This window comes from Brucella ciceri (genome assembly GCF_041930145.1).
Taxonomy (GTDB): Bacteria; Pseudomonadota; Alphaproteobacteria; order Rhizobiales; family Rhizobiaceae; genus Brucella; species Brucella intermedia.
In genome coordinates this window covers 557,128-581,209 of sequence record NZ_JBHEEV010000002.1, presented here as the reverse complement: position 1 = coordinate 581,209, position 24,082 = coordinate 557,128, and the positions used below count along the sequence as shown (strand labels likewise).

Here is a 24,082-nt window from a genome sequence, read left to right as displayed (position 1 = left end):
GGTTGGTAGTGAAGTGAGAACGCCAGCGCGTGGGGTTTGGTTCCGGAAGGAACTTTCTCAAAACAAAACCCACGCAAGCGGGGGCTCGCGTGGGTCTGCCTTCCGGTCGATCACGTCAATGCGTGATGGCCGGCAGTGTTTCTGTCGGGACCATGGAGGTAAATGGCGGCAGGTAGGCCTGTGCCATCACCAGAAGGCCGACGAGGGCGGCAAGCGCCACGGAATGGAAGAACACATAGCGCAGGATCTTCGATTCATGCCCGTACCACTGCGTTGCGGTGGAGGCGACGACGATGGACTGCGCGTCGATCATCTTGCCCATCACGCCGCCGGACGAGTTTGCCGCAGCCATCAGGACGGGTGACAGGCCGAGCTGTTCCGCCGTGATCTTCTGCAAGCCGCCGAACAGCACATTCGATGCCGTGTCGGAGCCCGTCAGCGCCACGCCGAGCCAGCCGAGCATCGCACCGAAGAACGGATAGACCCAGCCGGTCTGCGCGAAGGCGAGCCCGAGCGTCGCGTCGGTTCCCGAAAAGCGCGTGACATAGCCGAGCGCGAGCATGGCCGAGATCGTGATCAGCGAGAAGCGGACCACATAGGCCGTCCTGCCATATTCCTTCAGCAGCCGGAGCGGGTTGAAGCCCAGCACCAGCCCGCCCACCACTGCCGAGAGAAGGATGCCGGTGCCGGTGGCCGAAAGCAGGTTGAGCGTATAGATCGCGGCCTCCGAATGCGCTTCGGCCACCACCGGCGGAACCTTGAACACCATGTTATGCAGATAGGGGATCGGCATTTTCCACACCCACAGCGAATCGAGCCATGTCCGGAACTGCGGCGTGCCCCAGAGGAACACGAACACCGAAAGGATAAGCCACGGGGTCCATGCCCGGAAAACGGTTCCGGTGGAATGTTTCGGCGGTGCGGGCATGGGGCCTGCATCCACTTCGCCTTCCTGTCCCGTCGACGTCCATATCCGCTTCGGCTGCCAGACCCGCAGGAACCCCGCCAGCGCTGCCATCGAACAGATCGCAGCCACCACATCCACCAGCCATGGCCCGTGGAAATTGGAGACCAGATATTGCGGAATGGCGAAGGCCACGCCCGCCACCAGCAGCGCAGGCCAGACTTCCAGCATGCCCTTGCGCCCGGCAAAGGCCCAGATCAGCCAGAAAGGCACGAGGACGGAGAAGAACGGGAGCTGACGCCCGATCATCCCCGACAGCTGCATCAAGTCTATCCCCGTCACCGCCGAAAGCGCGATGACCGGCGTTCCAAGCGCGCCATAGGCGACCGGCGCGGTGTTGGCGATGAGCGAAAGCCCTGCTGCGGGCAGGGGCGCAAAACCCAGTCCCATCAGCATCGCGGCAGTCACAGCGACAGGCGTGCCGAAACCCGCGGCACCTTCAAAAAAGGCGCCGAACGAAAAGGCGATAAAGAGAAGCTGGAGACGGCGGTCCGGCGTGATGCCCGCAATGGAATCGCGCAGGATGTTGAACTGGCCGGTCTGTTCTGTCAGCCGATAAAGAAAGATGACGTTGAGAATGATCCAGCCAATGGGCAGAAGTCCGTAGGCGGCACCGTAAACGGCAGTGGCGCCTGCCATGTCGGCGGGCATCCCGAAGCCGACAACTGCAATCACAAGCGCTGTAAGAAGACCAAGTATGGCTGCGGTATGCGCCTTGATGTGAAAGAAGCCGATACCGCCCAGCAGGACGACAATCGGCAAGGCGGCAAGCAATGTCGACAAGAACATGCTTCCCAAAGGGTCATAAACTTGATTCCAGGGCATCAGTCCTCCCTTCCTGGATATGCGTTCCTTTCCTTGACATGAAATACGCCGCCGCAATTTCGCCGACGGTTATGCAATGAACGGCCATTCTCTCCCCGAACGGCAGTCATGTGGTGCGTTGCTAATTTATGTAGGCAGATAATTGGTAAGCTTACTTTACCAGCGCTGTCAATTCGGTGATTCTGCTACTTTCGGACGGAGAATGGCTTTATCCGTTGCAAGCGACCCGGTTTCTGCTGCCGGAGGTTGCGCTCATGCTGGCGGGACGTCGAGGGCGGCGAGCGAAATACTGCGAAAACCCGCTCTTCCCGCCATCCTGTTCGGATTGAAGGGAAAAAGCGCAATCTGACAATTTTGCCTCTTGCTTTATCTCGTTTGATTATCTAGTGAAGCCGCACCCGCTTGAAAGCGACGGAGCGTAGCGCAGTCTGGTAGCGCACCTGATTTGGGATCAGGGGGTCGCAGGTTCGAATCCTGCCGCTCCGACCATCTTCCCCAAGGTTTAAATGGTCGACACTTTGGATGCCCCGGCAGAGGCTGTGGCGTGCGTCTTTATCGCGTTGACATGCATTCACGTGTAAACTATTGCCTTGGTGGATTTTCAGCTCCCCGGCGGAGCAAAGCAGTTCAGGGTTCTTCAAATGGTTGCACGTATTTACCGTCCAGCTAAGACTGCCATGCAGTCCGGTCAGGCCAAGACAGACCAGTGGCTTCTGGAATATGAGCCGGAAAGCCCGCGCATGGTCGAGCCTTTGATGGGCTACACGTCTTCCGGCGATATGAAGAGCCAGATTCGTCTTTTCTTCGCCACCCGGGAGGAAGCCGTCGATTATGCGAAGCGCAATGGCATCGCCTATCGCGTTTTCGAGCCGAACGAGCAGAAGCGCCGCAAGGTTTCCTATTCTGACAATTTCCGGTTCGACCGGACGATGCCCTGGACGCACTGATTGCCTGTATGGCCTGACAATTGCATCAGGCCCGGCAATAGGTTAGTTCGGCAGGGCTTTGCCATCAAAGCCTTGCATTCATTGAATATCTTCGATCTTAATCGAAAGATCAGGTCCCGTAGCTCAGCTGGATAGAGCACCGGCCTTCTAAGCCGTAGGTCGCAGGTTCGAATCCTGCCGGGATCGCCATCTTCGCCTCATCAATTATTTGCTTGATCGCTTCCCTGCGGCACCTGTCGAGGGCGACGCTTTCCGTAATCCGATAATGCAGGTTTTAGCGCGAAACTCGACAAAACTGCGCGCAGACGCCGCGAAGTGGTTCGCTTCGCGGCGTTTGCCGTCTCTACGTGAATTGTCAGTCACTGACCGTGCGGGCCGTCCGGTCCGCGCTGCCTCAGGTAGACGCGCGGCCCGTGATTGCCATGCCAGCGCGGGCGGTCACGCCAGTCGCGACGATCCCAATGTCTGTTCCGGTAATAGCGACGGTCGCGATACCAGTAATCGTCACGATCATTGAGGGCCGAGCCTATGGCAAGGCCGGCGATCAGCGGAATGCCGATCAACGCAGCGGTTCGACCGAAATCATCGGAATATCCGCCGGAAGTTCCTTCCCTGAACGCGAGATAGCGTGACGAGGCCCAGCCAAAGGTCGGGCCATAGCTCACCTGACACCAGCCGTAGCCGGCTGTGCAGCCGCGCACCGTCACGGGCGCTCCGCTCGGGATGGAGCCCAGCGTCGCATAGCGCGTGCCGGGGCCGGTGCGGATATTGAGATTGGTGGTGGAAATGGCGTTCGCCGCCTGCGCTGCGCCCGCCGCAAACACGCCCAGGGCAACAAGGGCGGCTTTGAGAGCAAGCTTCATCGGAGTTCTCCCTGTCGTTATTTCCAGTAAAACGCCATCGGCGCGGGAAGGTTCCAGCGAGGGCAGGCGGGCCGCAATCCCCGAAAGCAAAAGCGCCGGAGAACCGGCGCTTTCGACAACCTTGCACGGTTTGGGGATTATCGCCGGCAGCGCGCCACATAGATGCGGCCATGACGGTCGCGATACTGGCAATTGCCGTTGCGCAGTTCACGCACCAGCAGGCCGCCCAGCGCACCCGCACCGGCGCCGATCAAGGCGCCGCGTCCGCCACCGGCAATGCCGCCGATGATGGCCCCGGCGCCCGTGCCGATGGAAAGATCCTTTTCCGTAGTGGTGCAGCCCGTTATGGCCAGAAGGGCAACCAGCCCAAGTGCTACTTTCCGCATCCCCATCTCCTCCAGAAAAAATACCAGACCATGTATGAACGATCGATCTCAAATTCGGTTGCGTCGGACCGGCAAGGTCCAGGCAAAAATATAGCGGTGCGAACCGGCGTCAGTGGCGGCGATGGCGCAGGATGACCGCGATGGCCAATGCGGCCAGTCCGAACGCGATAACGCCTTGCAGAATGAAAACCCAGTTCATCATGATCCAGTCCTCTGAGCCTTGCCCTTGCGGGTGCGCATGTATTCGGGCTTTACCTAGCGCATTTTGCACGGATGGGAAATGCGGGGCTGCTGCTTTGTGCCAGGCCGATGAAATCATTAAATTAATTTAATGGGCGCATTCACTTGGCATTCACATTGGCGGGCGCATTGTCCTCCCATCGAATGTAACAAAGGAAAGCCGATATGAAGCGGATCGTTATTGCTCTCACTGCCCTTTCATTTCTCGCCGCGCCTGCTGCGATGGCACAGTCTTATCCGTCGCATCACGGCAAGCCGTCTCACGGCCAGATGCACAAGGGCGGCCCGAAATATGATGCGCGCAGATATGACGACCGCCGTCATCAGAGCTGGAGGAAGGGCAACCGCCTGCCGCCGAACTATCGCGGTCACGTCGTGAAAAACTATTCGCGCTACAAGCTGCGCCAGCCGCCGCGTGGTTATCACTGGGTCAAGGTCAACAACGATTACCTGCTGATCGGCATCGCAACCGGCATCATTTCGTCGATCGTCGCGGGTCGGTAAATCACTGGCGGAAATGAAAAAGGCGGCCACTGGCCGCCTTTTTTGCGTCTGCGCATCAGTTCTCGGGGCCGAAATATTTGGCTTTCAGCTTGGGGATTTCCTCATTCTCATGGGCACTGATGATCGCCACGCTCGCCGGTTTGACAAGTTCGCTCTGGCGCGGGAAGGCGAAGCCATATTTGTCCGGACTGAACACATTGCCGACGAGATCGATAGGCTGGTCGGCATGCTGATGGGCATAATAGTCGAGGACCGGACCGTCGCCGACGATTGCCGCAATCTCGTCGTTCACGAGCGCGCCGACGGCTTCAGGCAGGTGATCGAAAGGCACGGTCGCGATGGAGCGTGATTTCAGGAACTGCTCCGCGACACTGCCCGCGCGCACGCCCACGGATTTCCCTTGCAGGTCCGACAGGCTGGAAATGCTGTTGTCGATATGGGCGACCGTCATGACGCTGGTAACCGATGAAGTCACATAGGCGATGATCGCAATGCCGAACACCATCCAGAATGTCTGCCAGACGCGTCCCACCCAGCCGAACAGGTTTTTGCGCGAGGTTTTGCCCGAAGTGGCAATGGAAACGACGTGGTAGAAGCTCTCCGCAAGCCCCTCGCGCCACCGCTTTGGAAAACCTTCATCAAAACGCCGGTCGAAAATCGTCAGCACCACCGTAGCGGCGAGGAGGATGAACAATATCCACGCATAGGTCGCCAGATGCCCGGCATCATCCAGGCGATTGATCAGATCGTCCCAGCCGCTGCCCGCCTGGGTGTGGATCATGATGCGCAGGCCCGCATCGAACCATGGATGCGTGAAATCGATGATTTCAGCCCGGCTCTCCGTGATTGTGAGATTGGTGACGGCTGCTTCAACCTTGCCTTCGGAAACAGCTTTCACCAGCTCCCCATAGTTGGGATATTCCACATATTGCGAAGCAAGATTCATCCGCGTGGCGATATCGTGCCAGATGTCGATGGCCATGCCGGAGTAGGAATCGCCTTCCTTGTTGACGAAAGGCTCGCTTACATACACACCCACCTGAACAGGCCTCGGCGTTTGCTGGGCGTGTGCGAATGAAGAAGCCGCTACCAATAGTAGAGTAAGCAGAGCTTTCCATAAGTTGCGACTGATTAAGCTCGTTGCTGCCTTTAACGACACGGTATCCCCCATAACTTCCTGCAGATGCTTCAATCTGGCCGATTTCTGTATTTGAATTATATTAATATTGACTTCCATTGCAGGCAATTTATTCCGCGTAATATTATTATTAGTACCCGCTAATTAAATTTATTATATGTTCCCTCGTTCTATGGAACCGAACGCGCCTTTTGCAGTTACCCGGCTGACAAGCCGAAAGTCATAAAGCGGCAAAAGAGGGGTTCATGGAAAATATCGACAATCCGGATTCTGCCGTGCGGCCGATCACGTCGGCGCCGCCGCGTCTGCCCACCCTGGCAGCAATGGCGGTCACCGTCGCCATCCTTTACTTTGCAAAGGATGTGTTTCTGCCGCTTGCCATCGCGGTGTTGCTGACATTCGCGCTGGCGCCGATCGTCGCCTTTCTGCGCCGGGCGGGCCTTCCGCGCCTGTTCGCGGTGATTACCAGCGTGGCGGGCGGCTTCCTGATCGTGGCCGTTTTCAGCGCCGTGGTTGCCTTCCAGGTTTCCGAAGTCGCGCAGAATGTTACATACTATCAGTACAACATCATCGAGAAGATCAGGACACTCAAGGAAGCGGGTTCCGACAACAGTTTCTTCGACAGGCTGAACAGCTTCGCCGAGCGCATAGGCACGGAAATCAACCGGCCGGAACAGAAAACGCAGGCGCTCCCTTCCGATGAGCCCGAGGAAAAGCCGCTCCTTGTCCAGATATTCGCACCACGCCATCCGGTGGAAACGCTTAGGAGCATCATCGAACCGCTTATCGGACCGCTGGCGACGACGGGTCTCGTCGTTGTCGTGGTGATTTTCATGCTGCTCGAAAGGGAGGAACTGCGCGACCGCTTCATAAGGCTGGTGGGTTACGGCGATCTTCATCGAACGACCGAAGCCTTGCAGGATGCGGGAAAGCGGGTCGGCCAATATCTGCTGACGCAGCTCGTGGTGAATATAACCTATGGTGTGCCTCTCGCCTTCGGTCTCTGGATTCTCGGCATCCCCAACGCGGCCCTGTGGGGAATGCTGGCAATCGTCTTGCGGTTCGTGCCCTATATCGGCCCGGTCATCGCGGCCATCTTGCCGCTGTTCCTTGCCTTTGCCGTGGCGCCCGGCTGGAACCTGCTTCTCTGGACGATCGGGCTGTTCGTCGTCATCGAGCTTCTTATAAACAACGTGATCGAGCCGTGGCTTTATGGTTCACGCACCGGCCTGTCGCCGCTTGCCATCATCGTGTCGGCCATTTTCTGGGCGTGGCTGTGGGGGCCGGTCGGGCTCGTTCTGTCGACGCCTCTGACGGTCTGCCTCGTGGTGCTGGGCCGCCATGTACCGAAATTCGAGTTCCTGGAAATCCTCTTCGGCAACGAGCCTGTGCTTGACCCGAAGGAACGCCTCTATCAACGCCTCCTTGCAGGCGACCCGGATGAAGCCACTGACAATGCCGAGGAAATGCTGGAACAGAAATATCTGGTCGAGTTCTACGGCTCGGTTGCTGTTCCCGCACTTCTGATGGCGGAGCGCGACCGGCTTCGCAGCGTGCTGACAGAGCAGCAGTTGCAGATCGTCACTGAAAGCACGAAGACGCTGGTGGCCAATCTGGAGCAGATTGCAACCGAGGAGGAGGGCGACGATGAAGAGATCGCGATTGAAAATCCTGATGGCGATGGCAGCAAAACCGATCTGGAGCTTCCTTCCGGCGAAGGTCGGTCGCTCCTGACCTTCGGCGGGCGAAGGGGGCTCGATGACACGGCGGCGGTCATGCTGGCGCAGGTGCTTGCCGTGCAGGGCGCCTCGGCAGAGGCGGTCGCGCATGATGCGCTCACTCCCGCCAGATTGAAGGCGCTGGATATTTCCGGCAGGGATACGCTGATGATCTGTTTTCTGGACCGGCAGGCGGCGCGTCACGCCCGGTTTGCGGTGCGCCGTCTGCGGCGGCTGCAACCCGCTGTGAGGGTAGGCGTGGTGCTGTGGCATGAGCCGAACGAAGCACGATCTGTCGACCGGGAGGCATTGCGGGAGGAGATGCAGGCGGATTTCGTCGCCTGCACCATGATTGAGGCCGTCGTTGAAGGGCTGTCGGAAACAAAGCCGAAGCCGCTGAAGGCAGCGGGCAAGACGGCGCGCGCACAGTCGCGCAAGGCAACCGCTGCAAAGCCCGCATAGACAAAACGCGATGAGCCTGACTCATCGCGCTTTTGTTAAGCCCCTGCGGCGATTGAGTATCTCAGTGCCTCGGTATCAAATTGCCGCGAAACCTTTTTCGAGATCGGCAATGAGATCCGGCACGTCTTCCAGACCGATCTGCAGGCGGATCACCGGTCCCGGATAGTCGCCCCTGGCGATGGTCCGGTCATTGAGGCGGACATGAACCGCGAGGCTTTCATAGCCGCCCCAGGAATAGCCAAGGCCGAAAATCTCCAGCGCATCGAGGAAGGCATGGGCTTCCTTCTGCCCGCCGCCGGCAAGCACGATGGAGAAAATGCCGGAGGAGCCGGAAAAGTCCCGTTTCCAGATTTCATGGCCGGGATGGCTTTCCAGCGCTGGATGCAGCACGCGGTCAACCGCCGGATGGCCTTCAAGCCAGCGCGCGATTTCCAGCGCGTTCTTGCGGTGCTGTTCCAGCCGCACGCCCATGGTGCGCATGCCGCGCAATATCTGGTAGGTGTCGTCAGCCGAAGTGCAAAGACCGAGCGTTCCGTGCGTTTCCAGAAGCTGCGGCCAGCATCTTTCGTTGGCCGATACCGTGCCGAACAGAATATCGGAATGGCCGGACGGATACTTGGTCGAGGCGTGGATGGAAATATCCACGCCGAAATCGAGCGCCTTGAAGTAGAGCGCGGTGGCCCATGTATTGTCCATCATGACGATGGCGCCGCCCTTGTGCGCCTCTTCGACGATAGCGGGGATATCCTGCATCTCGAACGTGTTCGAGGCGGGCGATTCCGTGAACACGACCTTGGTGTTCGCACGCATCAACTTCGCGATGCCGGACCCGATCTCCGGATCGTAATATTCGACATCCACGCCCAAGCGCTTGAGGATCGTATCGGCGAAATGGCGGGTCGGATTGTAGATCGAATCGACGAACAGCGCATGGTCGCCGGGCGACAGGAAAGCGAGAAGCGGAACCGTGACGGCGGCAAGGCCGGACGGGACGCAGATCGTGCCCGCCGAACCTTCCAGCGCGTTGATCGCGGCGCAAAGGGCATCGCTGGTCGGCGTGCCGCGCGTGCCGTAGGTGTATTTCTGGCCGCCGGTCGCCATTGTTTCCGCATCGGGGAAAAGCACGGTTGAGGCACGGACAACGGGTGGGTTCACGAAGCCATGATAGTCGCGCGGCTGATAACCGTCGTGGGCGAGACGCGTGTTTATACCCAGCTTCTCTGTCTTGACCTGCTGCTTAGTCACGAAAATGCCTCCAGACCATGTTGCATGCTATCCCGCTGATTCTCGCCTGCCGATTCTCGAAAGAGAGGATTCTGCCGGGTCGCATCAAGGTCGGCTGCGGCAAAAAGATCTGCGATTCCGTCTGCGGCGGAAATTTTGAATACTTGGATAGGATGCGCGCGTTCCGGATGCAACCTCGCGTGCCATTTGTTGCGTAATAAGCTTGTGAAAGGACATTTCAGTATGGCGGCGTCAGGCACGGGAAGCACTTTTCTTTATCCCTTTCGCGCAGCGCTGGAACTCCTTCAAGCTCTTCTGCGTCCGGCCTATAAGGGCGCGCCGTCCTCGTGGACGCTGGAAATGACAGCAATCGTCGTGCTTCTGCCCTTCATCATTCTCGTGCTGCATCTGTGGGATGCGGACATCATTCGCGTGACCGCGCAAAGCACCAATTTCATCATGCAGCTCCTGCGGACGGTAACGGATGCGATTCGCACCGTCGTATGGCTTGCAATCGGCATCGTCGTATGGCTCGCCACGGCGATACTGCTCTCACCGAAATTGCGTTCCGGCGCCAGAGCGTGGCTGGTGAAGCTCCACGGCTGGGCAACGCTCATCCTGACCTCGATCATCGTCGCAAGTGTGCCGGTCGAAATCGGCAAGCTCGCGATTGGCCGGGCACGCCCGTTCCTGCTCGATGACGTCGGCGCAGCCTATTTCTCGCCTTTCAAGGGCCAGTTCCTCTATGAAAGCTTCCCTTCCGGCCATTCCATGATGGCTGGCGTCATGATGGTTTCGCTCTGGATATTCCTGCCGCGCTGGCGCATCCTTACCGTTATGATCTGCATTCTCTTCGGAATAAGCAGGCTCGCAGCCGGGGCGCACTACCCCACGGATGTGGTCGCCGGTCTGACAATCGGATTCGTCACGACCTGGTGGGTGGCTCGCTATATGGCCACGCGAAATATTATTTTTTCTCTGGACGACGAAAGCACGATGCCGCGCGTCTGATTTCTACCGGAAATTGCCGGAATCGCGGCCCATCTGGTATGGTAGTACTGCCTAACAATCTGTGTTTATTTGAAAAAACCTGTGCTCCGTCCTCGCGTGCAATGTGGGCTGCACCCGACGACCTTCCTACCCAGAAATCGGGAAATCGTGTAAATTTTCGAATATTTCTCCCTCATCTTTTTTGAAAGCCTTTTCGCTCGCCTGCGTTAAAGCCTTGACCAAAGACAAAATTTCGCCTTCGATAAGACCCGTGAAGGCGACAGGTTTGTCACTGCGCTCAAAAGAAAAATTGAAGACCGGATAGCGGTCTCGGGCGAGGGCAAGCTGTTGTAGGGCATGGGCTTGGGAGGTCACGCGACTTATCCAACGGGTTTATGCAAAAAATAAAGCAACAAGAGACGCCATGGGCCATAGGTCCGGCGCTCTCCAGGGAACGAAAAAGGTTGCAGGCCAGATGAAAAAAACTCTTATGACGGGTGTATTGGGTGCGGCGGCGCTGTTTTGCGTAGCTTCGGGAGCATCCGCTGACACGCTTTCCGATGTGAAGGCGAAAGGTTTTCTACAGTGCGGCGTTAATACGGGTCTGCTTGGATTCTCTTCCCCCAACGACAAGGGTGAGTGGTCCGGCTTCGACGTAGATTATTGCCGTGCCGTGGCTTCTGCGATTTTCGGTGATCCGGCGAAGGTGAAGTTTACGCCGCTCAACGCCAAGGAGCGCTTCACGGCCCTGCAGTCAGGCGAAATCGACGTCCTGATCCGTAACACGACCTGGACCATCAGCCGCGACACTGCGCTCGGCCTCGATTTTGCCGGCATCAATTACTTCGATGGTCAGGGCTTCATGATCAATTCGAAGAAGCTGTCGGGCATCAATTCCGCATTGCAGCTTTCCGGCGCTTCCATCTGCGTTCAGGCCGGTACGACGACCGAAATGAACATGGCCGACTATTTCCGCGCCAACAAGATGGAATATAATCCGGTGGTCTTCGAAAAGATCGAAGAAGCGAACGCCGCTTACGATTCCGGCCGTTGCGACGCCTATACGACCGACCAGTCCAGCCTTTACGGCGTTCGTCTGGCGCTCGCCAATCCCGACGATCATGTCATCCTGCCGGAAATCATCTCCAAGGAGCCGTTCGGCCTGACCGTTCGTCAGGGCGATTCCAAGTGGACGGACGTCGTTCGCTGGGTGCACAACGCGCTGCTCAACGCCGAGGAATATGGCATCACGCAGGCCAATGTCGAAGAGATGAAGAAGTCTGACAACCCGGACATCAAGCGTCTTCTCGGCGTGGAAGCGGACACCAAGATCGGCACCGATCTCGGTCTCGAGAACGATTGGGTGGTGAAGATCATCAAGGGCGTCGGCAATTACGGCGAAATTTTCGAGCGTAACATCGGCTCCGGCAGCCCGCTCAAGATTGCACGCGGCATCAATGCCCAGTGGAACAAGGGCGGCCTGCAATATGGCATCCCCGTCCGCTGACGGGCATTACTCTCCGGACTGATCATCGGCGGGTGCAGCAGCGCCCGCCGGATTTGTCGGCTTTGCAGTTTGTCCGTTTGCTGTCGATCCCGCATCTGCCGGGCATAGGATGCTGACAAGCTGCTTTTTGGAATTCAACCGCGTCTTGCAGTCCTCGAAGGCTCGAACCGAGCCCGGACAGGAACGGCAGGACCGAACGGTTCGGCATTCGATATTCCGATTTCAGGCGTTGCCCGCAAAGGCGGCCAAGTCAATTTTTCGGGTTTGATGCTGTCAGCCGAGAGGCACAGGAAACATATGGCTTCCTATTCTGCAACTGAACGCCGCCAAGATAGCGGCGGAACCTCGCTCCTGTATGATCCGCGGGTTCGCGGCATCTTCTATCAGGTGATCGTCTTCGGGGTGGTCATCGGGGCAATCTACTGGATCGTGGGCAACACGGTCACCAATTTGCAGCGTGCGAACATCGCGTCCGGTTTCGGTTTCCTCAGTGGCCGCGCCGGTTTTGATATCAGTCAGACGCTCATTCAATACAGCAGCGACTCGAACTATGGCCGGGCCTTTCTGGTCGGCCTGATGAATACGCTTTACGTCGCCGCGCTCGGTGTCGTGACGGCTTCAATCATCGGATTTCTGGTCGGTATCGGGCGGCTTTCGCGCAACTGGCTGATCCGCAAGATCTGCACGGTCTATGTCGAAGTCTTCCGCAACATTCCTCCGCTGCTCGTCATCTTCTTCTGGTATTTCGGCGTGCTTTCGGTGCTGCCGCAGGCTCGCGACAGCATCGCCCTGCCGCTCGGCACATACATGAACAATCGCGGCTTCTTCATGCCCGCGCCGGTATGGGGCGAGGGGGCATGGCTTCTGCCCGTGGCGCTGCTCATCGGCATCGTGGCTTCGATCGTCATTGCGCGCTGGGCAAAGCGCCGCCAGATGGCGACGGGCCAGCCTTTCCACACGATACGCGTGGCGGCGGCGCTCATCATCGGCCTGCCCGTCCTGGCGCTGATCGCGACCGGCTTTCCGATCTCGTTCGATTTGCCGAAACTGGGGACCTTCAATCTGACCGGCGGTGCGCAGGTCAAGCCGGAGTTCCTCGCCCTGTTCCTGGCGCTGTCCTTCTACACCGCGTCCTTCATCGCTGAGACGGTCCGCGCCGGTGTTCTGGGCGTCAACAAGGGGCAGACGGAAGCGGCCTATGCCGTTGGCCTGCGTCCCGGCCAGACGATGCGCCTCATCATTGTGCCGCAGGCGCTGCGCATCATCATCCCGCCGCTGTCGAGCCAGTATCTGAACCTTATCAAGAACTCGTCGCTCGCAATCGCCATCGGCTATCCCGATCTTGTCGCCGTCGGCGGAACGATCCTCAACCAGACGGGTCAATCGGTCGAGGTCGTGGCGATCTGGATGGTGATCTATCTCGGCATCAGCCTGATTACCTCGGGCCTCATGAACTGGTTCAATGCCAAGATGGCGCTGGTGGAGAGATGACAATGGAAAACGCAGATCTCCAATATGTACGCACGCAGATGGTGGATGGCGAAGCGCCACCGCGCTCGGTGCAGGGGCTTTCCCACTGGCTGCGCGTCAACCTGTTCGCAACGCCCGTCGATGCGGCGCTGACCATTCTCGGCCTGCTGGTCGTGGCCTGGTTTCTTCCGCCGATCATCGAATGGCTGTTCGTCAAGGCCGTGTGGACCGGTGCGGATCGCACCGCCTGCCTCACCGTCGCGCAGGGCGGCGCACAGCCGGAAGGCTGGTCGGGCGCATGCTGGGCTTTCGTGAATGCGAAATACGAGCAGTTTCTCTATGGCCGCTATCCGATTTCGGAGCGCTGGCGCGTCAACCTGACGGCGCTGATCTTCGCCGTTCTTCTGGTGCCGCTCCTGATTCCGAAGGCGCCGAAGAAGGGGCTCAACGCGATCCTGTTCTTCTTCGTCTTTCCGATTGTCGCCTTCTTCCTGCTGGTCGGCGGCTGGTTCGGCCTTCCCTATGTGGAAACGCCGCTGTGGGGCGGGCTGCTGGTCACGCTTGTCCTGTCCTTTGTCGGCATCGCCGTGTCGCTGCCGCTGGGGATCGTGCTGGCGCTCGGACGGCGTTCAAAGCTGCCGGTCATCAGGGCGTTCTCGATCATCTTCATCGAAATGGTGCGCGGCGTTCCGCTGGTGACGGTGCTATTCATGGCCAGCGTCATGCTGCCCCTGTTCCTGCCGCCGGGCGTGACTTTCGACAAGTTGCTGCGTGCCTTGATCGGCGTGGCGCTTTTCGCTTCGGCCTATATGGCGGAAGTGGTGCGCGGCGGCCTCCAGGCCATTCCGCGCGGGCAGTATGAAGGCGCGGATGCGCTTGGCCTCAGCTACTGGCAGAAAACGGGACTGATCATCCTGCCGCAGGCGCTGAAGCTGGTCATTCCGGGAATCGTCAACACCTTCATCGGTCTCTTCAAGGATACGAGCCTTGTCTACATCATCGGCATGTTCGACCTGTTGGGCATCGTCCGTCAGAACTTCGCCGACGCTAACTGGGCTTCTCCACAGACGCCTGCTACTGGTCTGATCTTTGCGGGCTTCGTTTTCTGGATTTTCTGTTTCGCAATGTCGCGATACTCTATATTCATGGAACGACGCCTCGATACGGGTCATAAACGATAAGAATAAAGGGAATAATGGAAATGAGTGCACAAAGCGCCCTCCCGCAATCCGAGCTCGGAGTGGAAGTTGACCGTTCAAAGATGCAGGTTTCCAAAACCGATGTCGCCATCGAAATCACCAACATGCACAAGTGGTACGGGGAGTTCCACGTTCTGCGCGACATCAATCTGAAGGTCATGCGCGGCGAGCGCATCGTTGTGGCCGGCCCGTCGGGCTCGGGCAAGTCGACCATGATCCGCTGCATCAACCGTCTGGAAGAACACCAGAAGGGCAAGATCGTCGTCGACAACATCGAGCTGACCAATGACCTGAAGAAGATCGACGAAGTGCGCCGCGAAGTAGGCATGGTGTTCCAGCACTTCAACCTCTTCCCGCACCTGACGATTCTGGAAAACTGCACGCTGGCGCCGATCTGGGTGCGCAAGATGCCGAAGAAGCAGGCGGAAGAAATCGCCATGCATTATCTGGCCCGTGTGAAGATTCCCGAACAGGCCAACAAATATCCGGGCCAGCTTTCCGGCGGCCAGCAGCAGCGCGTCGCCATTGCGCGCGCACTGTGCATGAACCCGAAAGTCATGCTGTTCGACGAGCCGACATCGGCTCTCGACCCGGAAATGGTCAAGGAAGTGCTGGATACGATGGTGAGCCTTGCCGCCGAAGGCATGACCATGATCTGCGTGACGCACGAAATGGGCTTTGCCCGTCAGGTCGCCAACCGCGTGATCTTCATGGATCAGGGCCAGATCGTCGAGCAGAACTCGCCGGACGAGTTCTTCGACAATCCGCAGCACGAACGCACCAAGCTGTTCCTCAGCCAGATCCTGCACTGATCAGGCTCATCGCTCGAAATTAAAACACCCGCCGGTCCGCCGGCGGGTGTTTTTACGAGAACAGCAGGGGGCATTGTGACGAATATTCAATGGATCGAAGAGCTTCCAGCCGAGCGCTATCAGGAGTTCCACACATTCTATTGCAACGAATGGGACCAGGGAGCGCAGCTTGGAAGACGTCACCCATATGCTGGCCCATTGCGACCTGCTGTTGTTCTGTCTGATGGCAATGACCGTATTGCGGGTTTTGCGCGCGTGCTGAGCGATTTCACCTTCAAGGCGATGATCTTCGATGTCATTGTGGCCGAAGATTATCGCGGGCAGGGCCTCGGACAGGCCCTTGTGGAGCGCATACTCCACCATGAAAAGCTGAAGCGCGTGAAAAGCTTCGAGCTTTACTGCCCGGATCGGCTTGTGCCCTTCTACGAGAAGCTTGGCTTCGTGAAGGGCACTTCGTCGCTTCTGTTCAGGCAACCCTAATCTTCGACAAACCGGCGCAGGCGCTGGAGTGCACCGTCCCACTGGCTGGAAACGCTCGCGAGATAGGCGCGGGCGTCGACAAGCGGGGCGGGATGCAGCCGAAACCGGCTTTCCCGGCCGACCTTTTCGCGTTCGACCAGATTTGCCTGCTCCAGCACGGACAGGTGCTTGGTGACGGCCTGCCGGGTGATGCTGCCATTCTGCGACAGAACCACGATCGAGCGGCTTTCGCCGTCGCTCAGGGTCTCGATGAGCGCCAGCCGGGTTGGATCGGCAAGCGCTGCGAAAACCATGGACATGTCCGTGCCGGTCATTTCTGGCCTATCGTCCATTTTCGGCGTGTCTCTTGATGTTGCCGACCTGTTCCTCCCAGCCGCCTTCGTTCATCCGCAGCGCCAGCGGCCGGCGTTCTGCGGGCAGGGCATCGAAACCGCTTTCGATCACCGTCAGCCGCGTTCCCGCCTCGATCGGTTCCAGCCTGAACTCCACCAGGGTCGGCGGCTCCTTGGAATAGTCAATGCTGTGGTCCACCGCGTAAGGATGCCATGTGAAGGCAAAATAGGACGGAGCCTTCATTTCCTTGATGAAGGATTCCCACGGTTCATGCTCGAAACCCGGATAGGTGATGTGTCCGGTCGACCTGGTGCCGACGATGAACGGGCCGTCGAGCTTGACCTGGAACCAGCTCCCGAATTCTTCATGGTCGGTGAGGGCGCGCCATACGCGGTCAATCCCCGCGCGGATGTCCACAGTCTTCACAATGCGGTCGGTATTGCTTTCAACGGTCATGATTGCATCCTCCGTAATTGGCAACTTCATGGTTGCCAATATAGGGGTAGGGGCGAAATAAGCAACCAAAAAGTTGCATATCTTATTCAGGCAGTGGGGCCTTGTCGGGAAGCGGGAACAGCGTCACGAATTTTTCTGCAAGCGCGCGGTCGCCCATGACCTTGAGAACACTGGCGCTTTCCAGCGCCGAAAGAGGTTGCCCGCCATAGATGGCAGCGGCGAGCATACGCGGTGAACTTTCGAAATGCAGGTCATATTCCTGCGCCGCGCCGCGTTCGATCCGAACCCCGGAATCGTCAAGATGAGCCGTGAAGTCTTCCGCCTCCAGACAAAGGCCGATCACCGCCCGCAGGCCCGCAGCCCTGTCATGATCGATCATGGTCCGCAGCGAAAGCAGGAAGGAAACGGTCGAAATCGGCAGGTTGGGATCATGTTTCGGCGAGCGCGCCGCCCATCGGCCCAGTGTCTGGAGAATAGGTTCGCTCTCATAACCCCACTCGGTCAACTCATAGACCTGGACCGAGGCGGGAGGGGGCAGTTTTTTCTTGCAAAGAATGCCTGCTTCTTCCAGCCCTTCAAGGCGTTGCGTGAGGACATTGGCGCTCACGCCCGGCAGGTCAGCCCGCAAATCACTGAAGCGTTTGGGGCCGAACATCAATTCGCGCATCACCAGAAGCGACCAGCGTTCCCCAATCAAATCAAGGGCATGGGCCGCCGCACAAGCATCGTCATAGCTGCGCTTCGCCGATGGTTTTTGCGAGTTGGTTATTTTTTCTAACTTCATGGTTGCTAATTATAACTTATATGCCATTATGTACAAGCGAACTTTGAGTTCTTCCGATGCCAATTGCGTGAGTTCTGCGCCGGAAGGCTCGACCTTGTTATCGCCGGGGAACCGGGCAGGCGATAGATAATCGAAAAAACAGGAGCGGGCCGCCGGCCCACCAACGGAGGAAATCCCATGCCGAAAATGATTTTCGTGAACCTGCCTGTGAAGAATGTCGCGAAGTCGACAAACTTCTACGAAGCCATCGGCGCCACCCGGAACCCAATGTTCTCGGACGAAACGGCTTCCGGCATGGTCTTTTCGGATACGATCCACGTGATGATCCTCGATCACGACAAGTTCAGCCAGTTCACGCCGAAGAAGATCGCCGATGCCAACACGGTCAGCGAGGTGCTGGTCTGTCTGTCGGCGGAAAGCAAGGCCGAAGTGGATGCGACTGTGGAGAAGGCGGTCAACGCTGGCGGAAAGGCCGACCCCGGCCCGAAGCAGGATTACGGCTTCATGTATGGACGCAGCTTCGAGGATCTCGACGGCCATATCTGGGAGATCATGTGGATGGACATGGAAGAAGCCAAAAAGGTCATGGGCTAGCATTCGGGAGAATGACTACCCCGGACAATGGAGGAGAAAATGTCAGGTTTGACGATTTGTCTCTGGTTCGACGGAAATGCTGAAGAAGCCGCCAACCACTATGTTTCGGTCTTCCGCGCGTGCGGAAGACCGGCTTCGATCGACGGGGCCATCCGTTTCAGGCATGGCCATCAGCAAAACGAGAACCAGCCGGTTGTGGTGAACTTTACGCTCGACGGGCAAAAAATATGCGGCCTGAACGGCGGACCCCAGTTCAAGTTTTCACCGGCAAGTTCGCTGATCGTGCGATGCAGGGACCAGGCGGAAGTGGATGCGTTCTGGGAAAAGCTGCTGGAAGGCGGCTCGCCGATGGAATGCAGCTGGCTGACCGACAAATACGGGTTTTCGTGGCAGATCGTGCCGGACATGCTGCTGGATATCCTGCAGGACGGTCCGCCGGACGTGCGCCAGCGCGTCGCCGATGCCATGATGAAGATGGTCAAGATCGATGTTGCAGCGCTGGAAGCCGCACGCGACGCGGCCTAGGGTCAGGACCTGCCTTGGTCCCGCATGGCCGCAATAGCGTCATAGCCATAAAGCCAGTCCAGATCCTTGAGGAAGCTGTCCGGGCTGCGCAGGGCGAAGAGCGTGTTGCGGCCAAGCGCAAAAATACCGGTGGCGTGATAGGCAAACCTGTTGAGCTGGCCCCGTTTGGCGACCGCAGCGATCCGCTCCTTGCGGACCGCATCGAAGCGCCTCAGCCCGGCTTCGCGGTCGCTGCCGTCCAGCGCCTGCGCCAGCGCCGCCGCATCCTCGATCGCCATGGCAGCGCCCTGCGCCGCAAAAGGCGTGACCGCGTGCGATGCGTCGCCGAGAAAAATCGTCCGGTCCGGCCCGACGAATTGAGCATCCGGCATTTCAAAAAGCGGCCAGTAGGTCCACTCATCGGCAGCCGCCAGCACGTCGCGAACGGGCGCGCCCCAATCGGCGTAGATGGAGCGCAGACGCGCGAGGTCGCCGGTTCTGGACCAGACTTCACCGGGATTCTCGCCGGTCGTGATGGCAACGAAATTGAAGAAACTGCCGCCCTTGACCGGATAGGCGATGAAATGCGCCTTGTTGCCGAGCCAGGCTGAGACGGCTTTGCGTTCCGGCATGGCGTTGAGGAAGGAAGCGGGCAGGGCGCTGGCGGCAAGCGTCGTGCGCCACGCAATATGCCCGCTGAACCGCGCCTTGCTGAAACCTGCCTTGGATCGTTCAGCCGACCAGACCCCGTCGCAGGCGATCAGATAGGCAGCGTCGGCAGGCTCTTCGGAATTGCCAAGGCGGACGGTGGCCACAACGGTCCCGTTCTCGACGTGATGATCTGTGATTTCTGCGCCGAGGCTGATCTCGATGCCCGGCTGTTCGCGGCAGGCGTCGAGCAGTGCCAATTGCAGGTCGGCGCGATGGCACACGGCGTAGGGATGGTGCCAGCGCTGGCGGGCCTTGTCGCCGAGCTTCATTTCCATCAGTGCGCGCGCCTTGCGCCCGTCCATGAGGTAGAGCGCTTCCGGCGTGACAGCCTGGGTGGAAAGACGGTCGGCCACGCCGAGCCGTTGCAGGTGGCGCATTGCATTGGGGGCAAGTTGCAGGCCAGCGCCGACTTCCGAAAGGGTTTCTGCCTTTTCGACGAGCCGGACGTTCCAGCCGCGTGCTGCCAGTTCCAGCGCTGCCGACAGGCCGGCAACTCCGGCCCCGGCAATCAATATGCGCCCTCTGCTCATGTCGGTGAGACCATCCGGAGTTCGGCCCGGATCAACAGCCGTGATCAGGCTGCCTTATCGGCAGGTGCTTCGTAGGCGCAGCCAGCCGGAACGGTTTCGTCGGCATGGAGCTCTGCATTGTAGCGATAGAGCGTCGAGCAATACGGGCAAACGGCTTCGCTTTCATCGCCCATGTCGAGAAACACGTGCGGATGATCGAAAGGCGGGTTGGCACCGACGCACATGAATTCCTTCACGCCGATTTCGATGGCAGCATGGCCGGCGTCGTTCTGAAAGTGAGGAATGATGTGATCGGACATAACATGCTCCGGTTCTGGTCGATGGGCGGTATGGGCATGGTCTTGCGCCGGGTGCCGGACAGGATCATGCTGGACATTGGCATGCGTGTACCGCGAAAGTCTTGTTTCCGGAAGCGTTTTCATCAATTCTGAGGACATTTCAAGCTATTTGCTATCAAACTGTCATATGACAGCCATAGGCTTATCGAGCGTCCGGAAAAGTGCGAAGCAATTTTCGATCAGGATGCGCGGAGAAACAGACAGACGGAGCCGGAATGTTCCGGTGGCGGTCGGGACAGGAAACATGAGCGAAAACAGCGTTATGGCGAGCGAAACCCCCAGCGTGACCGAAGGCGGGAACCACGAGATGACAGCCGGACTGGCCCCCAACCCAACCGTCGTTCCCGATATGGAAGCGGACCCCGAGGTTCACAAAGCTTTGAACGGCGAACTGATGCAGAGCGCCGACCGCTTCGTGAACCGCGAGTTTTCCTGGTTGCAGTTCAACCGCCGCGTTCTCGAAGAAGCCGCAAACATGCGCCAGCCTCTGCTCGAACGCCTGCGCTTCCTGTCCATCTCCGCCGCCAATCTCGATGAGTTCTTCATGGTTCGCATCGCCGGACTTGCCGCACAGGTGCGTGCTGGCGTGGCGCTGCGCAGTGCCGATGGGCGCACGCCGCAGGAACAGCTCGATTTCGTTCTGGACGAAGTGGGGCGGCTGCAGGAAGAACAGCAGGGGCGTCTGCGCGCGCTACGCGAGGAACTGGAACAGGAAAGCATCGAGATCGTCCGCCCCTCCGCGCTTTCCCGGCCCGAAAAGGAATGGCTTGAAAACCACTTCCTCGAAACGATTTTCCCGGTCCTGACGCCGCTCTCCATCGATCCTGCGCACCCGTTCCCGTTCATTCCGAATCTTGGCTTCTCCATCGCGTTGCAGCTTGCGCGCCGCGCCGACAATCATCCGATGACCGCGCTCCTGCGCATTCCGGTCGCGCTGAAGCGCTTTATCCAACTGCCGACCGAGCAGACCAACGACTATCGTTTCATCACCATCGAGGATGCGGTGAGCCTGTTCATCGGGCGGCTTTTCCCCGGTTATGAAGTGCGTGGCGCCGGTACGTTCCGCATCATCCGCGACAGCGATATCGAAGTGGAAGAAGAGGCCGAGGATCTGGTTCGTCTCTTTGAAACGGCGTTGAAGCGCCGCCGCCGCGGTCAGGTGATCCGCATCGAGTTCGACGGCGAAATGCCCGAAGCGTTGCGCATATTCGTGGCGACGGAACTGGGCGTTTCGGAAAACCGGATCAGCGTGCACGAAGGCCTGCTGGCGTTGAACATGATTTCGGAGATCGTTTCGATCCCGCGTGAAGACCTGAAATTCGTGTCCTACAATCCGCGCTTCCCCGAGCGCATTCGCGAACATGGCGGCGATTGCTTCGCTGCGATTCGCGAAAAGGACATCGTGGTCCATCATCCCTATGAATCCTTCGACGTTGTGGTGCAGTTCCTGCGGCAGGCCGCAGCCGACCCGGACGTGCTGGCCATCAAGCAGACGCTTTACCGCACTTCCAACGACAGCCCGATCGTGCGCGCGCTGGTCGATGCAGCCGAGGCAGGCAAGTCGGTGACGGCGCTGGTGGAGCTGAAAGCCCGTTTCGATGAGGAAGCCAACATTCGCTGGGCGCGCGATCTGGAACGCGCGGGCGTTCAGGTGGTGTTCGGCTTCATCGAGTTGAAAACACACGCCAAAATGTCGCTCGTGGTGCGCCGTGAAGACCAGAAGCTGCGCTCCTATGTGCATCTGGGCACCGGCAATTATCATCCGATCACGGCGCGCATCTATACCGACCTGTCGTTCTTCACCTCGGATGCGGATATTGCGCGCGATGTGGCGCATATCTTCAATTTCATTACCGGCTATGCCCAGCCTGCCGAGGAAATGAAGATCGCGATTTCACCCTTCACGCTGCGCGCCCGAATCCTCAAGCACATCGAGGATGAGGTGGCGCATGCGAAGGCTGGACGTCCGGCTGCGATCTGGATGAAGATGAACGCGCTGGTCGATCCACAGATAATTGACGCGCTCTACATGGCGAGCCAGGCTGGCGTGCAGATCGATCTCGTCGTGCGCGGCATCTGCTGCCTGCGTCCCGGCGTTCCGGGGCTCTCGGACAATATCCGCGCCAAGTCGATTGTCGGGCGTTTTCTGGAGCATAGCCGCGTTTTCTGCTTCGGAAACGGCAACGACCTGCCCTCCGACAAGGCAATCGTCTATATCGGTTCCGCCGACATGATGCCGCGCAACCTTGATCGCCGCGTGGAGACCCTCGTTCCGATCACAAATGCCACAGTGCATCAGCAAATCCTGTCGCAAATCATGTTTGCCAACATAATTGATAACCAACAGAGCTATCAGCTACTTGCGGACGGCACCTCTCGCCGGATAGAAAAAGAGGCAGGAGAGGAAGCTTTCAACGCGCAGGAATATTTCATGACCAATCCTAGCCTGTCGGGTCGCGGAAAGTCGCTGAAGTCTTCGGCCCCCCGCCTTATCGCGCATCGCAAGCGTGCGCAGGCGGAAAGAAAAACGACTGCATGAGTCCAGCTGTAGCACAAGGCCGCCTCAAGGGGCTGAAACCCGTTGCGGTCATCGACATTGGCTCGAACTCGATCCGTGTCGTCATTTATGAAGGCATCGTCCGTTCGCCGACGGTGCTTTTCAACGAAAAGATTCTCTGCGGCCTTGGCAAAGGCCTCGCAAAGACCGGCAAGCTCAACGAGAAATCCGTTGAGGCGGCGCTTCGCGCGCTGAAACGTTTTCGCGCCCTGGCCGAACAGGCGGGCGCGGTTTCCATTCATGCGCTGGCGACTGCCGCCGCGCGTGAAGCGAAGAACGGCCCCGACTTCATCGCTCAGGCGGAAGCCATTCTTGGCCGGCACATCGAGGTATTGTCCGGCAAGGAAGAAGCCTATTATTCGGCGCTCGGCATCATTTCCGGCTTCTACAAGCCGAAGGGCGTGACGGGCGACCTTGGCGGCGGCAGCCTAGAACTGGTCGCCGTGGATGACCACGAGGTGGGCGAGGGGATCACCTTGCCGCTCGGCGGCCTGCGCTTGCAGGATATGTCCAACGAGAAACTGCCCGAGGCGACGAAGATTGCGCGCGCGGAACTGGCGAAGGCGACGCTTCTGAAAGCTCATCAGGGACAGGTTTTCTATGCCGTAGGCGGCACGTGGCGTAACCTTGCCAAGCTGCATATGACGGCGAAGAATTATCCGCTGCACGTCATGCACGGCTACGAGATGAACCCGGTGGAGGCACAAAGCTTCCTGAAGCGCGTCGCCAAGGGCAATCTCGACACGATGCGCGGCATCGAGGCAGTTTCGAAGAACCGCCGCCAGCTCTTGTCCTACGGCGCGACGGTGCTGCTTGAGACGATCCGCCTGATGAAGCCTTCCAAGATCGTTTTCTCGGCGCTCGGCGTGCGCGAAGGCTATCTTTATTCGCTATTGCCCAAGAACGAGCAGCTTCTCGATCCGCTCCTGGCCTCGGCGGAAGAGTTTTCCATTCTGCGCTCGCGCTCTCCGCGCCATGCCCGTGAGCTGGCGACGTGGACGACATTGTCCCTGCCGGTACTCGGTTTTGACGAAACCGATGACGAGGCGCGCTACAGGCAGGCCGCCTGTCTCGTGGCCGACATAAGCTGGCGCGCGCATCCCGATTATCGCGGCTCGCAGGCGCTGAACATCATCGCCCATGGCTCGTTCGGCGGCATCGACCATAAAGGACGTTCCTTCATGGCGCTTGCCAATTACTATCGTCACGAAGGGCTGATCGAGGACGAAATCGCACCGGAGATCATGCAGCTCGCCACACCGCGTCTGCGCGAACGGGCCAAACTGCTCGGGGCGCTTCTGCGCGTGGTCTACCTTCTGTCGGCTTCGATGCCGGGCGTCATCCCGCGTCTTTTCTGGCGCGAGGAAGAAAACGGGATTGCGCTGGTCGTCCCCGGCGATCTCGCCGATCTGATTTCAGACCGCCCCGAAGGCCGGTTGCAGCAACTGGCGAAACTGACGGGCAAGAACATCTATTTCGCGGTCGGCGACGGCGCGATTGAGGGGACAAGGGAATAAGGCAGTAAGCGAGTAGGGCAGGAAGGCAG

At 58.8% G+C, this 24,082-nt stretch carries 24 protein-coding genes and 2 tRNA genes; 15 read left to right on the top strand and 11 right to left on the bottom strand.

The genetic code is table 11. The annotated features are described in order from the left end of the window. Positions 1-115: 115 nt before the first annotated feature. Positions 116-1,789, bottom strand: coding sequence for an L-lactate permease (locus JNC63_RS06005; RefSeq protein ID WP_039852479.1), 1,674 nt, complete (start codon positions 1,787-1,789; stop codon positions 116-118). 412 nt (positions 1,790-2,201) lie between these two features. Between JNC63_RS06005 and JNC63_RS06000 the strand changes: the two genes are divergently transcribed. From JNC63_RS06000 to JNC63_RS05990, 3 genes are all read left to right on the top strand, one after another. Further along, positions 2,202-2,278 (top strand) — tRNA-Pro (locus JNC63_RS06000). A 152-nt stretch (positions 2,279-2,430) separates the two neighbouring features. Continuing rightward, positions 2,431-2,736, top strand: a complete 306-nt coding sequence (locus JNC63_RS05995; protein WP_039852481.1) for an ETC complex I subunit — start codon at positions 2,431-2,433, stop codon at positions 2,734-2,736. Between the two features lie 112 nt (positions 2,737-2,848). Beyond that, positions 2,849-2,925: transfer RNA gene (locus JNC63_RS05990), tRNA-Arg, on the top strand. Positions 2,926-3,095: 170 nt separating this feature from the next. Here JNC63_RS05990 and JNC63_RS05985 read toward each other — a convergent pair. Continuing rightward, positions 3,096-3,599, bottom strand: coding sequence for an SH3 domain-containing protein (locus JNC63_RS05985; RefSeq protein WP_006472428.1), 504 nt, complete (start codon positions 3,597-3,599; stop codon positions 3,096-3,098). Positions 3,600-3,736: 137 nt separating this feature from the next. Further along, entirely contained in the window at positions 3,737-3,985 is a 249-nt protein-coding gene (locus tag JNC63_RS05980) for a YMGG-like glycine zipper-containing protein (RefSeq protein WP_021587819.1), read from the bottom strand. Between the two features lie 405 nt (positions 3,986-4,390). Here JNC63_RS05980 and JNC63_RS05975 point away from each other — a divergent pair, with 405 nt between their 5' ends. After that, positions 4,391-4,729: an RcnB family protein gene (locus JNC63_RS05975; protein ID WP_374846132.1), complete on the top strand. Its 339-nt coding sequence runs from the start codon at positions 4,391-4,393 to the stop codon at positions 4,727-4,729. A 55-nt stretch (positions 4,730-4,784) separates the two neighbouring features. Here the strand turns inward: JNC63_RS05975 and JNC63_RS05970 are convergent, their stop codons facing one another. After that, positions 4,785-5,768, bottom strand: a complete 984-nt coding sequence (locus tag JNC63_RS05970) for a transporter substrate-binding domain-containing protein (protein ID WP_050791011.1) — start codon at positions 5,766-5,768, stop codon at positions 4,785-4,787. 344 nt (positions 5,769-6,112) lie between these two features. On the opposite strand from JNC63_RS05970, the gene JNC63_RS05965 reads away from it, so the two are divergent. Next, positions 6,113-8,047 (top strand): AI-2E family transporter, encoded by a 1,935-nt coding sequence (locus JNC63_RS05965; protein WP_006466454.1) that lies wholly within the window; start codon positions 6,113-6,115, stop codon positions 8,045-8,047. 75 nt (positions 8,048-8,122) lie between these two features. On the opposite strand, the gene JNC63_RS05960 is transcribed toward JNC63_RS05965, so the two are convergent. Next, positions 8,123-9,292 carry a cystathionine beta-lyase gene (locus JNC63_RS05960; RefSeq protein WP_374846130.1) on the bottom strand — a complete coding sequence of 390 codons (1,170 nt, stop codon included), beginning with the start codon at positions 9,290-9,292 and terminating at the stop codon, positions 8,123-8,125. 222 nt (positions 9,293-9,514) lie between these two features. Here JNC63_RS05960 and lpxE point away from each other — a divergent pair, with 222 nt between their 5' ends. Continuing rightward, positions 9,515-10,282 (top strand): lipid A 1-phosphatase LpxE, encoded by a 768-nt coding sequence (gene lpxE, locus JNC63_RS05955; RefSeq protein WP_039852485.1) that lies wholly within the window; start codon positions 9,515-9,517, stop codon positions 10,280-10,282. A 126-nt stretch (positions 10,283-10,408) separates the two neighbouring features. Here the strand turns inward: lpxE and JNC63_RS05950 are convergent, their stop codons facing one another. Further along, complete coding sequence (locus JNC63_RS05950) at positions 10,409-10,636, bottom strand: hypothetical protein (RefSeq protein ID WP_006466457.1); 228 nt, start codon at positions 10,634-10,636, stop codon at positions 10,409-10,411. Between the two features lie 100 nt (positions 10,637-10,736). On the opposite strand from JNC63_RS05950, the gene JNC63_RS05945 reads away from it, so the two are divergent. The 5 genes from JNC63_RS05945 to JNC63_RS05925 all read left to right on the top strand — a co-directional run bounded on the left by JNC63_RS05945 (position 10,737) and on the right by JNC63_RS05925 (position 15,729). Next, positions 10,737-11,768, top strand: a complete 1,032-nt coding sequence (locus tag JNC63_RS05945) for an amino acid ABC transporter substrate-binding protein (RefSeq protein ID WP_006472421.1) — start codon at positions 10,737-10,739, stop codon at positions 11,766-11,768. Between the two features lie 297 nt (positions 11,769-12,065). Continuing rightward, on the top strand, positions 12,066-13,259 hold the full coding sequence (locus JNC63_RS05940; RefSeq protein WP_039852488.1) for an amino acid ABC transporter permease: 1,194 nt from the start codon (positions 12,066-12,068) through the stop codon (positions 13,257-13,259). A 2-nt stretch (positions 13,260-13,261) separates the two neighbouring features. Further along, positions 13,262-14,419: an amino acid ABC transporter permease gene (locus JNC63_RS05935; protein WP_039852490.1), complete on the top strand. Its 1,158-nt coding sequence runs from the start codon at positions 13,262-13,264 to the stop codon at positions 14,417-14,419. A 20-nt stretch (positions 14,420-14,439) separates the two neighbouring features. Next, positions 14,440-15,249: an amino acid ABC transporter ATP-binding protein gene (locus JNC63_RS05930; RefSeq protein ID WP_021587807.1), complete on the top strand. Its 810-nt coding sequence runs from the start codon at positions 14,440-14,442 to the stop codon at positions 15,247-15,249. Between the two features lie 75 nt (positions 15,250-15,324). After that, a complete protein-coding gene (locus JNC63_RS05925) occupies positions 15,325-15,729 on the top strand; it encodes a GNAT family N-acetyltransferase (RefSeq protein ID WP_235691656.1) in 405 nt (134 codons plus the stop codon). Here the strand turns inward: JNC63_RS05925 and JNC63_RS05920 are convergent. The 3 genes from JNC63_RS05920 to JNC63_RS05910 form a co-directional block, all read right to left on the bottom strand. Then, positions 15,726-16,043, bottom strand: a complete 318-nt coding sequence (locus JNC63_RS05920; RefSeq protein ID WP_006466463.1) for an ArsR/SmtB family transcription factor — start codon at positions 16,041-16,043, stop codon at positions 15,726-15,728. The genes JNC63_RS05925 and JNC63_RS05920 overlap by 4 nt on opposite strands. A 7-nt stretch (positions 16,044-16,050) precedes the next feature. Then, the gene (locus JNC63_RS05915) at positions 16,051-16,518 is read right to left on the bottom strand and encodes an SRPBCC family protein (protein WP_039852923.1); all 468 of its coding nucleotides are present in this window, start codon (positions 16,516-16,518) and stop codon (positions 16,051-16,053) included. Positions 16,519-16,600: 82 nt separating this feature from the next. After that, on the bottom strand, positions 16,601-17,302 hold the full coding sequence (locus JNC63_RS05910) for a winged helix-turn-helix transcriptional regulator (protein ID WP_006466465.1): 702 nt from the start codon (positions 17,300-17,302) through the stop codon (positions 16,601-16,603). 177 nt (positions 17,303-17,479) lie between these two features. Between JNC63_RS05910 and JNC63_RS05905 the strand changes: the two genes are divergently transcribed. Both JNC63_RS05905 and JNC63_RS05900 read left to right on the top strand, forming a co-directional pair. Then, complete coding sequence (locus tag JNC63_RS05905) at positions 17,480-17,896, top strand: VOC family protein (RefSeq protein WP_006466466.1); 417 nt, start codon at positions 17,480-17,482, stop codon at positions 17,894-17,896. A 39-nt stretch (positions 17,897-17,935) separates the two neighbouring features. After that, positions 17,936-18,421: a VOC family protein gene (locus tag JNC63_RS05900; RefSeq protein ID WP_039852925.1), complete on the top strand. Its 486-nt coding sequence runs from the start codon at positions 17,936-17,938 to the stop codon at positions 18,419-18,421. Between the two features lie 2 nt (positions 18,422-18,423). Here the strand turns inward: JNC63_RS05900 and JNC63_RS05895 are convergent, their stop codons facing one another. Then, the gene (locus JNC63_RS05895) at positions 18,424-19,641 is read right to left on the bottom strand and encodes an FAD-binding protein (protein WP_006466468.1); all 1,218 of its coding nucleotides are present in this window, start codon (positions 19,639-19,641) and stop codon (positions 18,424-18,426) included. 44 nt (positions 19,642-19,685) lie between these two features. After that, a complete protein-coding gene (locus tag JNC63_RS05890) occupies positions 19,686-19,940 on the bottom strand; it encodes a zinc-finger domain-containing protein (RefSeq protein ID WP_021587801.1) in 255 nt (84 codons plus the stop codon). Between the two features lie 346 nt (positions 19,941-20,286). On the opposite strand from JNC63_RS05890, the gene JNC63_RS05885 reads away from it, so the two are divergent. Then, positions 20,287-22,518 (top strand): RNA degradosome polyphosphate kinase, encoded by a 2,232-nt coding sequence (locus JNC63_RS05885; protein ID WP_050791012.1) that lies wholly within the window; start codon positions 20,287-20,289, stop codon positions 22,516-22,518. Next, entirely contained in the window at positions 22,515-24,053 is a 1,539-nt protein-coding gene (ppx, locus tag JNC63_RS05880; RefSeq protein ID WP_006466471.1) for an exopolyphosphatase, read from the top strand. Before JNC63_RS05885 ends, ppx begins: the two co-directional genes overlap by 4 nt. Positions 24,054-24,082 lie beyond the last annotated feature (29 nt).